Source organism: Vibrio crassostreae 9ZC13, assembly GCF_000272045.2.
GTDB classification, from domain to species: Bacteria; Pseudomonadota; Gammaproteobacteria; order Enterobacterales; family Vibrionaceae; genus Vibrio; species Vibrio crassostreae_C.
Map to the genome: position 1 here is coordinate 169,161 of NZ_AJYZ02000040.1, position 13,115 is coordinate 182,275.

A 13,115-nucleotide genomic window follows, 5' to 3' on the forward strand; every position below is an offset into this window, starting at 1 on the left:
GACTCTCTTAATATTTTTATGTGTAGACAGACCCGAGGACAATGACAATGGGTGGTATCAGTATTTGGCAACTTCTAATCATTGCTGTAATTGTAATTTTGCTATTCGGAACAAAGAAACTGCGCGGTATGGGTGGTGACTTAGGTTCAGCGGTTAAAGGCTTCAAAAAAGCGATGAGCGATGAAGACAAGCCTGCAGATAAGAAAGATGCAGACTTCGAACCAAAGAATATTGAACAGCAGAAGACAGAAGCTCACGCTGAAACAACTGCTGAAACAAAGAAAGACAAAGAGCAGGCGTAAATCGTGTTTGATATCGGTTTTTGGGAACTGGTATTAATATCTGTCGTTGGGTTAGTGGTTTTAGGGCCTGAGCGTTTGCCCGTGGCGATTCGCAGTATTTCCAAGTTTGTTGGACAAGCGAAAAGCATGGCAAACAGTGTGAAAGATGAACTTTCTCATGAGCTTAAGGTGCAAGAGCTGCAAGAAAACCTACGCAAGGCGGAAAAAATGGGTATGGAAGATTTATCTCCAGACCTTAAAGCGTCAGTCGATGAACTCAAGCAGGCCGCTGCTGAGGTTCAACGTCCGTATGCTAAGCCTGAGTCTGATAAGCCAAGTGAGACTAAACCTAGTGTCATGGAAACTGTGGAATCTGAAACCATTCAGGTCAACAGTGAAGCTTCAGCACCGTCAGATAAGAAAGCCGAATAGTCTCGCAAGGAGGAGTCGCCGGATACTTGATTCGCTAGATGTTTAAATAGATATCTATTCAAGTAAATAACTATTCAAGTGGATACCAATTCAACTGGATAGATACACGCGCGGCTCCTTTTCGATCTTCCTGTTTAAGAGGTTTGACATGTCTTCGACTGAGCAGACACAGCCTTTAATTAGCCACCTTCTAGAACTACGTAATCGCCTACTACGTGCGATTGTCGCGGTGCTAGTGATATTTGTCGGGCTAATTTATTTTGCTAATGATATTTATGAATTCGTATCAGCACCTTTGGTAGATCGTCTACCGGAAGGGGCGACGATGATCGCAACCGATGTTGCATCGCCATTTTTCACACCGCTGAAATTAACCTTGATCGCGTCTATATTCCTCGCGGTTCCGTTTATTTTGTATCAGGTGTGGGCTTTTGTTGCTCCGGGTTTATACAAGCATGAAAAACGCTTGATCATGCCGCTATTGGCTTCAAGTTCATTGCTGTTTTACTGTGGTGTGGCGTTCGCTTACTTTATTGTATTCCCGTTGGTATTTGGCTTTTTTACGGCCATATCATTAGGGGGAGTAGAGTTCGCAACCGACATCTCAAGCTATCTTGATTTTGTACTCGCGCTGTTCTTTGCTTTTGGTATTGCCTTTGAAGTGCCTGTTGCGATTATCTTGTTGTGTTGGACGGGGGCAACAACGCCTCAATCTCTGTCTGAAAAGCGTCCTTACATTGTGGTGGGTGCTTTCATCATCGGTATGATGCTGACACCACCAGATATGATCTCGCAAACACTGTTGGCGATTCCAATGTGTATTCTGTTTGAGATTGGTCTGTTTTTCGCACGCTTTTATACGCGTAAGCCAGATGCGGATGAAGAGGAAGAAGCTGAATCTTGATTCGGAATGCTTCAGTAAAAATCACATAATAAAAAAGCGGCCTAGGGCCGCTTTTTTATTATGTCTGTTTATCGAATCTTTAACTGATAGCCACAGTTCTGACATATATAGAGCTCTTTGATGCCCAAAATTTTATGCCATAGGGTTCGATGTTGACGTTGTAAGTGTTGTGAATGGTCACACATAATCAACTACCTCCATATGCAGGTGGTTGATACTATACATGTCACTTAGCTTTCTCAAATAAATTCAGGAAAAATCCGTAATAATTACTTATTAATAGATTTGTCATAAATTAAACAATGCCTTAGCATTTTTGGTGGTTATGTTTTCGACTTCTTCAAGGGTAATTCCGCGTAATTCGGCGATGCGTTTTGCTACTAATTCTGTGTAGGCTGGTTCATTGCGTTTACCGCGATTCGGTGTTGGTGCCAAGTATGGGCAATCTGTCTCTAGAATGACGTAATCCATATCGAGATGTGGGATCACCTTGTCCATCCCAGAGTTCTTAAAGGTCGAAACGCCGCCTAAACCTAAATGAAAGCCTAGCTCGTTGATCGCTTGAGCTTCCTCTAAGCTGCTACCAAAGCAGTGGAATACCCCGCGTAAGCTGCCATCTTGTTCTTTACGAAGTAGGGCAAGTGTCTCTTCAATGGAATCACGAGTGTGGATCACCACAGGTAGATCAAGCTCTTTTGCCCACTGCAGTTGAGTCACAAACGCCATCTCTTGTTCAGCCTTGAAGGTTTTATCCCAGTACAAGTCGATACCAATCTCACCCACCGCGATAAAGTCATGCTTATCAAACCAAGCTCGAATGGTTTTGAGGGTTTGCTCGATATTCGCATCCACATAACAAGGGTGTAAGCCCATCATTGAACGGCACACATCAGGAAACTGCGCTTCCGTTGCTAACATTGGTTCGATAGATTCTAAATCGATGTTCGGCAATAGAATGGTATCAATCCCTTGAGCCAGTGCGCGCTGCACAACTTGTTCGCGGTCTTCATCGAATTCACTAGCGTAAATATGAGCATGGGTGTCGATCATTGTTTTGTCCTGAAAGCGGTCTTTACTGAGTTGTCATGAGTATACGGCAGTGTGAGGAGAAGGTCATTTTTTGCCATTTATCCCTATTTTTGAGTGGGTTTCATATTTTACTGCTAGCGTCCTGAGCCATCAGTGATATGCTTTTGCCTGTATTTAGCACTTTTCATATCTAAGTATTTCGGTGCTTAGACTAGGCAAGGAGAATCTAGTGTCTGTTTCAATTCAAGGTCAATTCCCAGGTCGCCGTATGCGCCGTATGCGTAAGCACGACTTTAGCCGTCGCCTAATGGCAGAAAATCAATTGTCTGTGGATGATCTAATCTACCCAATGTTTATCCTGATGGGTAAAGACCGCCGCGAGCCTGTCGAGTCAATGCCAGGTGTTGAACGCTTGTCGATCGACTACATGCTTGAGGAAGCAGATTACCTGTCAAAGCTGGGTGTTCCTGCGATTGCTCTATTTCCAGTCGTGAACCAAGATGCTAAAAGTTTATGCGCAGCTGAAGCTCATAACTCAGAAGGTTTGGTGCAGCGCGCTGTACGTTTACTAAAAGAGCATGTGCCAAACATTGGCGTTATTACTGACGTAGCACTAGACCCGTTCACCACTCACGGCCAAGACGGCATCATCGATGAAGATGGTTACGTGATGAATGACGAGACGACTGAAGTCTTGATCAAGCAAGCATTATCACACGCTGAAGCGGGTGCTGACGTAGTTGCCCCATCGGATATGATGGATGGTCGCATTGGTAAGATCCGTGAAGCGTTAGAAGAAGCGGGCCATATTCATACTCAGATTATGGCGTACTCTGCAAAATATGCATCGTGCTACTACGGCCCATTCCGTGATGCAGTTGGCAGTGCTTCGAACCTGAAAGGTGGTAACAAGAAGAACTACCAGATGGATCCAGCCAACAGCGATGAAGCGATTCATGAAGTCGCGATGGATCTTAATGAAGGTGCGGACATGGTGATGGTGAAACCAGGCATGCCTTACCTTGATATTGTTCGTCGTGTTAAGCACGAACTGCAAGCGCCTACGTTTGCTTACCAAGTATCTGGTGAATACGCGATGCACAAAGCGGCGATTCAAAACGGCTGGCTGAAAGAGCGCGAAACCGTCATGGAATCACTGTTGTGCTTTAAGCGTGCTGGCGCTGATGGCATTCTTACTTACTTCGCTAAAGATGTCGCAGAGTGGCTTGCTGAAGATAACGCACAAGCTGCTGAGCATTTAAAAGAAAAGTAACCGTGTAGATCTCACTTAAGTGATCAGTAAAGGGTTGGCCATTGTGCCAGCCCTTTCGTTTATAAGGATGAATAAGATGTCAGTTGTCGTACGTGAAGGTTCTTTAGAAGAAGTGGTGTCTGTGGTCGAGCAGATCTCTGAGTTCGCTAAAAAAGAGAGTGTCGCTTCTCTGTCAGAGCGGCTGGCAGGGAAAAAGAGCCTTATCTTAGTGGCTGAAGAAGCTGGCGTGTTGCTTGGCTTTAAGATCGGCTATGAATTGGATCAAGATACTTTTTACAGCTGGTTTGGTGGCGTGTCACCGCTCGCGAGGAACAAAGGCGTTGCACAGGCGCAATTAGACGTTCAGGAACAGTGGGCGAAAGAGCAGGGCTACAGACAGTTAAAGGTTAAGTCTCGTAACCAGTTCCCTGCAATGTTGCGCCTGTTATTGAGAAACGGTTACCTAATCGAAAGATTTGAAGAAAAAGAAGACATTAATGACCATAGAATCCATTTTTTGAAGCAAATTTAAGCACTGCTGTTAACGGTTTATAAATTAAATGAGATTTATTCTCATTTAATTGTTGACTATTAAATGAGAATCATTATTATTAACTTCGTCTTAGGGAATGAGGAAATGTTCACAAGGATGTTAAGTACTCAAGTATCTACTTGGTTACCCAACAGAATTCTCGCGAACTTGTACTAAGTTCTTTTTGACACGACATTGCTCACATTGCTTCCAGTGTAATTTATAGCTTTTAGGTAAAGCTGTGGTATTCAATTTGAATGGCTTTACCGGTTTTTGCTAGGCGACATCTTCGGGTGTCGCTTTTTTTTATACCTACCATTTCAACAAGATGCATATTTAGTGGCACGTATTTTTATGAATAAAACGCCATCAGCATTCTTTTCCACAACGCAAGATCGAGAAAAGATCGTTGATCATCTGTTCGATCTGTAAAATTATTCTTTATTTTCAGTTGTTTATTGGTGTTTTTTGAGTTGTTCACCGTAGTTCTCAACAGGGTGGATAAATAATATAAACAGAGTTATCCACAGAACGCTTGCGTCTAAGAACAAAAAATAACAACAAATCGATTATAACGAACACAACCGAGTGAACGGATACAGATCGACAACGTGGAATCCAACCAACAGACGTGGCATTCTTAACAGATAATTTCTGTACTTACTGGATACACAAACATTATGGCTCGTATTCCTGATAATCCATTGATTCTGATCGATGGCTCTTCTTACCTATATCGCGCGTTTCATGCTTACCCTGGCACCATGAGCAATGGTGATATCCCGACTAACGCGGTTTACGGTGTAGTTAACATGCTGCGCAGCATGATGCGTCAATTTGCTTCTGATCGTATTGCGGTTATTTTTGATGCAAAAGGAAAGACGTTCCGTGATGACATGTACCCAGAGTACAAGGCTAATCGTCCACCTATGCCGGATGATCTACGTTGTCAGATCGAACCTTTGCACAACGTGATTCGCGCAATGGGTCTACCACTTATCTCGATCCCAGGCGTTGAAGCGGATGATGTGATTGGTACGCTAGCTTCTCAAGCATCTAAAGCGGGCATGCCGGTTTTGATCAGTACTGGCGATAAAGATATGGCGCAGCTGGTTGATGACAACGTTACTTTGATCAACACCATGACCAACGTGGTTATGGATCGCGAAGGCGTGATAGAGAAGTTTGGCATCCCACCTGAGCTGATTATCGACTACCTTGCACTGATGGGCGATAAAGTGGATAACATTCCTGGCGTTCCAGGTGTTGGTGACAAAACAGCAACTGCTCTACTACAAGGCATTGGTAGCATCGAAAAGCTGTATCAAAACCTGGATGATATTGCCGCTCTTGGCTTCCGTGGTTCAAAAACCATGGCTAAGAAGCTGATTGATAATAAAGACAACGCTGAGATGTCTTACGAGCTTGCAACGATCAAACTGGACGTCGAGTTAGAAGAGACACCTGAGTCGCTTGTAAAAGCACAACCAAATACGGATGAGCTGATTAAGCTATACGGTCAACTGGTCTTCAAATCTTGGTTGAACGAGCTACTTGAAGGCGGCAGCGGTGTGGTTGAGGCGGATGAGAAGTCGGGTGCAGTGCGCAGCAGCACGGCATCAACCACTTCTACCGTAGAAATGAACACCTCTGCAGTGACGATTGATCGCAGCAACTACGAAACCATCTTAGATGAAGCCTCTTTTAATGCGTGGCTAGAGAAACTGAAAGCGTCAGAGGTGTTTGCCTTTGATACTGAAACAGATAGCTTGGACTACATGGTGGCTAACCTTGTTGGTCTATCATTCGCAACCGAAGAAGGCGTTGCCGCTTACGTACCGGTTGCCCATGATTACCTAGATGCACCTCAACAACTCGACCGTGATTGGGTACTTGAACAGCTTAAGCCGATTCTTGAAGATGACGCACAGGCTAAAGTCGGTCAAAACCTGAAGTACGATATGAGCGTTTTAGCGCGCTACGGTATCGAGATGAAAGGCATCAAGCACGACACCATGCTAGCGTCTTATGTTTTTAATAGCGTTGGCGGCAAGCATGATATGGACAGCCTAGCGCTGCGTTTCCTTCAGCACAGCTGCATCTCATTTGAGCAAATCGCAGGTAAAGGTAAGAAGCAGCTTACTTTCAACCAGATTGAGCTGGGTGAAGCGTCTCCATACGCAGCAGAAGATGCTGACGTGACTTTACGTCTTCATAACCGTTTGATGGAAAACATTGAGCAAGATGAAAAGCTAAAAGCCATCTATGAAGAAATCGAAGTACCACTGATCCCTGTAATGTCTCGCATTGAACGTACCGGCGTATTCATCGATGACATGTTGCTGGGCGCTCAATCGCAAGAGATTGCGGTTCGATTGGATGAGCTAGAACAGAAAGCCTACGAGATTGCAGAGCAAGAGTTCAACATGAACTCGCCAAAACAGCTGCAAGCGATCCTGTTTGAGAAAATGGGTCTGCCTGTTATCAAGAAAACGCCATCAGGTGCACCTTCAACCAACGAAGAAGTGCTGCAAGAGTTGGCTCTTGATTACCCGCTACCTAAGCTGATCATTGAGTATCGTGGCCTTGCGAAACTAAAGTCGACCTACACAGATAAACTACCGAAGATGATCAACGCTGAAACGGGTCGTGTTCATACGTCTTATCACCAAGCGGTGACAGCAACGGGTCGATTGTCTTCAACAGATCCAAACCTGCAGAACATCCCAATTCGTAATGAAGAAGGCCGTCGTATCCGCCAAGCATTCGTTGCACAACATGGTTGGAAGATTCTAGCGGTCGATTACTCTCAAATTGAATTGCGTATCATGGCGCACCTTTCGGGTGATAAAGCGCTTCTGGAAGCATTCCAACAAGGCAAAGATATCCACGCGGCAACGGCTGCTGAGATCATTGGTGTTGATATTGAGAGTGTGACCACTGAACAACGTCGTCGTGCTAAAGCCGTTAACTTCGGTCTTATCTACGGTATGAGTGCCTTTGGCTTGGCTAAGCAACTGGGTATTCCTCGTGGCGAAGCACAGCACTACATGGACACTTACTTCGAGCGTTACCCTGGCGTAATGCAGTATATGGAAGACACGCGCAGTGCTGCTTCAGAGCAAGGCTTCGTTGAAACCATTTACGGTCGTCGACTGCACCTTCCTGAGATTCAATCTCGTAATGGCATGCGTCGTAAAGCTGCTGAACGCGCGGCGATCAATGCGCCAATGCAAGGCACAGCAGCGGACATCATTAAGAAAGCGATGTTGTTGGTGGATGAGTGGATTCAAGCGGAAGGCGATGGTCGTGTAAAACTGCTTATGCAGGTACACGATGAATTGGTGTTTGAAGTGGAAGAGTCATCTTTAGCCGAAATTGAAAGTAAAGTACAAGAATTGATGGAATCCGCTGCAGAGCTAGAAGTGCCGCTTGTCGCGGAAGCTGGCCACGGTGACAACTGGGATCAAGCCCACTAATCAGTTTTTGACCTTAATAAGCAAATTAGTATGAGCCAGTGCACAAACACTGGCTTTTTTTTGTCTCAAATAAAGTTAAGTCGTAATAAGAATTTAGGTGTTTTAATAAAACATTCATGAAAAAAAACTACAAAAGTTGTTTTCATTTCTGAGCAATTGTTGTACATTAAATCTCGTAGGGTACAGAGGTAAGATGTTCTATCTTTCAGACCTTTTGTTTCACGTTATTGGATTAGGCTGATTCAGCCGCCCCAGTCAGTATTTGACTGGGGCGTTTTTTCTTGTGCGAAAGAAAAATATTTCCAACCTATCATTCCCCCGTAAAACCTCTTATTTTTAGTGCCTTTTATTACACTTTCTCAAGCACAGTGATAAACCCCTGATTTGCCTTAGATCTGAAATTCGATCAGCTTTTGGTAATTTAAATCCGTCTCTAAGTCGATTGTTTTATCACTTGAAATAACTTTTATTTTACAAGTTATCGATAAAGGATTGATGGATCACGCCTTATTTATCAGTGTATTGAGTCGGTGAATGCTCAATGTAATCCATGATTTTCTGTTGTTTCTCGGTGCTGTATTTCAGTGCTTCGGCGGTGATCTGGATGGATTGTGCCATCGAAGAGATATTGTTGGTCGCTTTTACCAAGGTTTGCTGCATGGGTTTCAGGATAAGCAGATAGATAGCGGTCAAAGCTATAATAATGACAGCGATAACGGCCGCCAGCGCAATGATGATCTTGGTCTGAATGTCATCCAACAGCATTTGACTGGTTTGTTTAAAGGCGAGTCGAGATTGGTCTAAGGCTTGTGGCAGTTGATTGAGTGATGTCTTGGTGGAGCTCGCAAGCTTATTGATACTTTCAACCGTTTGATTGAGGGCTTGTTGCTGGTCGTCGCTTAGGTTGGGGTTGTTGACTATCGCTTGCAAAGATTGCGATATCACCTCAAGAGACTCACTCGCGTCTTGGGCGTACTTTTCCATGCCATCGAGGTCTAAGGTCATATCGACATTGATCAGTGGGGCTTGTTCTTGTTCTGCTTCAGAGGCAAACCCTGTCAGTGAGACCAACATAAGTGCAATGATGGCCAATGGTGTTTTCCACATGAGTATTCCTTTCTCATTGTTCTGATTATTTAGATGTGTCTTTTAGTATGGTTCACTTCTATTGGTTTTAGTGGCTAAATCCGATTTTTAACACTAAAAACTTATGCTTAACTCACTCATTTTTGGGCAAAAAAATACCCCACCTATATAAGGAGGGGCATTGATAAGGCTAAATCACGTGTTGTAAGTGCTCTAACCTATAGCGATAAGTAGAGGAACTACTCTGAGTCGTTGTTCTCTTCGTCTGCTAACTCATCAATGATTTGATCAGCAAGCGCAGGCGCAAACCACTCATCCATCTTGGCACGCAGTTGGTCAACGCCGATGCCCTTCATTGAAGAGAAGACATCAACCGCAACATCACCACCGAAAGATTTTGCATCGTTACGGATTTTCAGTAGCTGTGCTTTACGCGCACCACTTTTCAGTTTGTCTGCTTTTGTTAACAAAACCTGTACTGGGATGCGGCTATCGATAGCCCAGTAGATCATTTGTTGGTCAAGGTCTTTCATTGGGTGACGGATATCCATCAATACCACTAAACCTTTCAGGCTTTCACGTCGTTGTAGGTATTCACCTAGCGACTTCTGCCATTTTTTCTTCATCTCAAGTGGTACTTGAGCAAAGCCATATCCAGGTAAATCGACGATATGACAACCGTCCGTTACCTTAAATAGGTTGATTAGCTGAGTTCGACCGGGTGTTTTACTGGTTTTCGCCAAGCTTTTTTGGTTTGTAACGCGATTTAGCGCGCTAGATTTACCAGCATTGGAGCGTCCTGCAAACGCAATTTCGATCCCTTCGTCTTCTGGTAAATGACGAATATCAGGTGCACTGGTAATGAAATGCGTGTTTTGATAATGAATTTTTACGCTCACTGTTAACTCCATCTCGACTTTGTGTAGTCGATTGATTACTTTTTTGTGAATTTGTGTAAAATAACCGTGCTCGGCATAAGGTCGCCTATTGTACCATGAGTGGCAACATAGAGTGGTACTGGAAGCTTGATAATTATAATGGAATGTCATGAAGAAATTAGCGCTAATTTTGAGTCTTTTAGCCAGCTGCTCAGTATGGGCTCAAGGTAGTATTGAAGCTGGTAAAGCCAAATCACAAACATGTGTTGCCTGCCACGGTGCTGACGGCAACAGCCTGATCACTCAGTACCCTAAGCTGGCTGGTCAACATGAGAAGTATCTAGAGAAGCAGTTAAAAGAGCTTAAGCTAGGTATGACAAGTGGTGGTAAGCAAGGTCGTTACGAACCTGTAATGGGTGCAATGGCGATGCCTTTATCTGAAGAAGATATGGCTGACCTAGCGGCATACTACGCCTCTCTACCTATCTCTAGTAACTCTACTCCTGAAAATGTAGTAGATGAAGGTAAGGTTCTTTACACAGCGGGTAACGCAGAACGCGGCGTAACGGCGTGTATTGCTTGTCATGGCCCTCGTGGTAATGGTACCGAACTTTCTGGTTTCCCTAAGATTTCAGGTCAGCACGCAGATTACATCAAGGCTCAACTTGAAAAATTCCGCGATGGTGACCGTAATAACGACATGAATGCGATGATGCGTGATGTAGCTAAAAAGTTAACAGACGCTGATATTGATACCTTATCGAAGTACGTTGGTGGTTTACACTAATTTGTCGGTTTCTTGCTCTTAGCCAGAGTAAAGGAATGTACGTTCGAGCGAGATTGAAGAGACGCCCCGATCAGTAATGGTCGGGGCGTTTTCTTTTGTATTGGTTTTATTAATGCGTTTTGTGTTTATGTCTGATTTATCAATGTGTGATCGATTTGTGTACAAAAGTGTGAAGTCGCACTCTTGTAGTCTTTTTGTAACACGGTAAAGTAACCGCCATCAGCTAGGAGCTGACTTAGATATGGATGATCATCTAGTCTAACGGTATAGACAGAAATGGATCAGGCTAGGACAGCCCAGCAACAAGGTGTTAGAAAAGGATAGCCAAAACTCATCAGGACGATGAACAACAAACAAATTTGGCATGGAAAGCACCAATAACAAATGGAGATTTGTGTACCAAGTTGAGTATGCAAATTTTGGCCGATATAGGCAGATTTAGAGAGCGATAGGTTTTCCTATCGCTTTTTTTATTGATTTGATGAAAAAACACCCAATACCTCTCCACTATAAACTCAGTTTCTGGTATGTTTCGCATCCCTGTTTAAGGATGTGCTATGTATACTTGTCCCTTATGCCATCACCAAGGCGTGAATCACTATTTTGAAGACAAACGCAGAGCCTATCTGCAGTGTCAGCAATGTGAACTGGTATTTGTTAAACCTGAACAAAGGTTAGAAGCAAAAGAAGAAAAAGCACACTATGATCTCCATGAGAACGATCCTAGTGATGCAGGCTATCGCCGCTTTTTATCTCGCATCGCGGATCCACTAACAGACAAAATTTCATCTAACTCACACGGGTTGGATTTTGGTTGTGGCCCAGGCCCTACGCTATCTATTATGTTAGAAGAAGCCGGACACACCATGGAGTTGTACGATATCTATTACCACCCAGAACCCTCTGTGTTGGAAAAAACGTATGACTTTATGACTGCCACGGAGGTGATAGAGCATCTTTATCACCCAGACAAAGTGTGGCAGCAATGGTTGAATTTAGTTAAACCCAAGGGCTGGATTGGTCTTATGACTAAACTAGTAATAGACGTAGACGCGTTTGCTGGTTGGCACTACAAGAATGACCCGACACATGTCGTCTTCTTTAGTCGTCAAACATTCCAGTTTTTGGCAGAGCGGGATAAGCTCGAACTAGAATTTTTTGGAAATGATGTAATTTTACTGAGGAAAGTGCAGTAATGGGTCGTAGTAAGAAATCAAGAAAGCCGGGAGCACTTGGCGCTCCGGAGCCTATGGTTACTCGTAACCGTAGTGAATCTGATGTTGAAGGTCGTGAACGTAAGCGTGTTAAAAAGCGTAAAGGCCTTAAGTCTGGCAGCCGTCACTCAGATGGTAGCGAAGCAAAACAGCGTAAAGCTGCACAAGCTCGTGATCCACGTTTAGGCAGCAAGAAAAAAATTCCGCTGATCGTTGAACCAGCGAAGAAGCCGACTAAACAAGAGCGCAAGCTATCTAACGAACAAGAGTTAGAGATGCTTGAGAATGACGCTCAACTGAACACACTCCTAGATCGTATCGAAAATGGTGAAAACCTAGGTGCTGGTCTACAGAAGTTTGTTGATGAGAAACTTGATCGTATCGAACACCTAATGGGACGCTTAGGTCTACTAGAGCCAGAAGACGATGAAGAAGAGATCTTCGAAGAAGCACCGGTTGCCTCTAAGAAGAAAGCGAGCTCTGACGAAGACTTGCTATCTCAATTCGAAGATTTCGATTTAGACAGCTTTAAAGGTTAATAGCCAGTGAACGTAACCTTATTAGCAATTGCTGGTGGAATTATCATTCTCGGCTTGGGCTCTTACGCAGGTTACCTTCTACTTCAAGTGAAGAAGCAGACGGAGTTGCAAAAGCAGCATCAAGCACTAGCCATTGAAAAACGCAACGCGACGATTTACGAAAACGTAAATACTTTGTGCTTAGCGGGCATTCAAGGGCAATGTGACTTACCTGAGATCAGTATCCGAGTGTGTATCATTATGGATAATGTTCAGGGTGATGAGCGTGTCGATTTTGATTCTGAGTATCCTGCTCTTTCTGAGCTGTACCATATCGTAAAAGATATGGCTCGCGGAGAGGCAAGACAGGAACTGACGAAGAAAGAGCGCATGCAGCAGAATCTCACGCGCCATAAGGCAGAGACTCGCTTGAATGATGCGGTCATTGAAGATCTGAAAAGGTTGCAAGAGAAGGTTAAACCTCTCAACAACCAAATCAACATTCAGATGATCTAGTCGCTAAGACTATTTAAAATAGAGGCTTGTTTAATACAGGGTGTTCTTGAGACACCTTATCTTTATAGATAGTGTTAAATGAGCCTTCTTACCTTTTGCGTCTCGTTAATCCCGACGCTTTGTTAGTGATCAAGCTAGCAGTTCTGAGTTTTTGTCTAAAAAATTGATTTTGTCTTGGAACGACCTTACAGGTCGTGTGGCAAAATA

At 43.9% G+C, this 13,115-nt stretch carries 13 protein-coding genes; 10 read left to right on the plus strand and 3 right to left on the minus strand.

Features of this window, described 5'->3' with window-relative positions; all coding sequences use genetic code 11:
* The first annotated feature begins 47 nt into the window (after positions 1-47).
* From tatA to tatC, 3 genes are all read left to right on the plus strand, one after another.
* Entirely contained in the window at positions 48-302 is a 255-nt protein-coding gene (gene tatA, locus A136_RS13350; protein ID WP_017060154.1) for a Sec-independent protein translocase subunit TatA, read from the plus strand.
* A gap of 3 nt (positions 303-305) precedes the next feature.
* Entirely contained in the window at positions 306-713 is a 408-nt protein-coding gene (tatB, locus tag A136_RS13355; RefSeq protein WP_017060155.1) for a Sec-independent protein translocase protein TatB, read from the plus strand.
* Positions 714-861: 148 nt separating this feature from the next.
* The gene (gene tatC, locus A136_RS13360) at positions 862-1,617 is read left to right on the plus strand and encodes a twin-arginine translocase subunit TatC (protein WP_017060156.1); all 756 of its coding nucleotides are present in this window, start codon (positions 862-864) and stop codon (positions 1,615-1,617) included.
* A 288-nt stretch (positions 1,618-1,905) separates the two neighbouring features.
* On the opposite strand, the gene A136_RS13365 is transcribed toward tatC, so the two are convergent.
* Positions 1,906-2,667 (minus strand): TatD family hydrolase, encoded by a 762-nt coding sequence (locus A136_RS13365; protein ID WP_017063053.1) that lies wholly within the window; start codon positions 2,665-2,667, stop codon positions 1,906-1,908.
* 208 nt (positions 2,668-2,875) lie between these two features.
* Here A136_RS13365 and hemB point away from each other — a divergent pair, with 208 nt between their 5' ends.
* The 3 genes from hemB to polA all read left to right on the plus strand — a co-directional run bounded on the left by hemB (position 2,876) and on the right by polA (position 7,909).
* Positions 2,876-3,919 carry a porphobilinogen synthase gene (hemB, locus tag A136_RS13370; protein WP_017060158.1) on the plus strand — a complete coding sequence of 348 codons (1,044 nt, stop codon included), beginning with the start codon at positions 2,876-2,878 and terminating at the stop codon, positions 3,917-3,919.
* Between the two features lie 76 nt (positions 3,920-3,995).
* Positions 3,996-4,430 (plus strand): GNAT family N-acetyltransferase, encoded by a 435-nt coding sequence (locus tag A136_RS13375; RefSeq protein ID WP_017063054.1) that lies wholly within the window; start codon positions 3,996-3,998, stop codon positions 4,428-4,430.
* Between the two features lie 680 nt (positions 4,431-5,110).
* Positions 5,111-7,909: a DNA polymerase I gene (gene polA / locus A136_RS13380; RefSeq protein ID WP_017063055.1), complete on the plus strand. Its 2,799-nt coding sequence runs from the start codon at positions 5,111-5,113 to the stop codon at positions 7,907-7,909.
* Positions 7,910-8,416: 507 nt separating this feature from the next.
* Here the strand turns inward: polA and A136_RS13385 are convergent.
* Together A136_RS13385 and yihA are read right to left on the minus strand one after the other, a co-directional pair.
* Positions 8,417-9,016, minus strand: coding sequence for a GTP-binding protein (locus A136_RS13385; RefSeq protein ID WP_017060161.1), 600 nt, complete (start codon positions 9,014-9,016; stop codon positions 8,417-8,419).
* Between the two features lie 218 nt (positions 9,017-9,234).
* The gene (gene yihA / locus A136_RS13390; protein ID WP_017063056.1) at positions 9,235-9,894 is read right to left on the minus strand and encodes a ribosome biogenesis GTP-binding protein YihA/YsxC; all 660 of its coding nucleotides are present in this window, start codon (positions 9,892-9,894) and stop codon (positions 9,235-9,237) included.
* Positions 9,895-10,042: 148 nt separating this feature from the next.
* Here yihA and A136_RS13395 point away from each other — a divergent pair, with 148 nt between their 5' ends.
* The 4 genes from A136_RS13395 (at position 10,043) to A136_RS13410 (ending at position 12,908) form a co-directional block, all read left to right on the plus strand.
* Positions 10,043-10,660 carry a c-type cytochrome gene (locus A136_RS13395; protein ID WP_012602993.1) on the plus strand — a complete coding sequence of 206 codons (618 nt, stop codon included), beginning with the start codon at positions 10,043-10,045 and terminating at the stop codon, positions 10,658-10,660.
* Between the two features lie 557 nt (positions 10,661-11,217).
* Positions 11,218-11,856, plus strand: coding sequence for a class I SAM-dependent methyltransferase (locus tag A136_RS13400; protein WP_010433503.1), 639 nt, complete (start codon positions 11,218-11,220; stop codon positions 11,854-11,856).
* Complete coding sequence (gene yihI / locus A136_RS13405) at positions 11,856-12,413, plus strand: Der GTPase-activating protein YihI (protein WP_017060163.1); 558 nt, start codon at positions 11,856-11,858, stop codon at positions 12,411-12,413. Before A136_RS13400 ends, yihI begins: the two co-directional genes overlap by 1 nt.
* Before the next feature lie 6 nt (positions 12,414-12,419).
* On the plus strand, positions 12,420-12,908 hold the full coding sequence (locus tag A136_RS13410; RefSeq protein WP_017060164.1) for a DUF2489 domain-containing protein: 489 nt from the start codon (positions 12,420-12,422) through the stop codon (positions 12,906-12,908).
* Positions 12,909-13,115 lie beyond the last annotated feature (207 nt).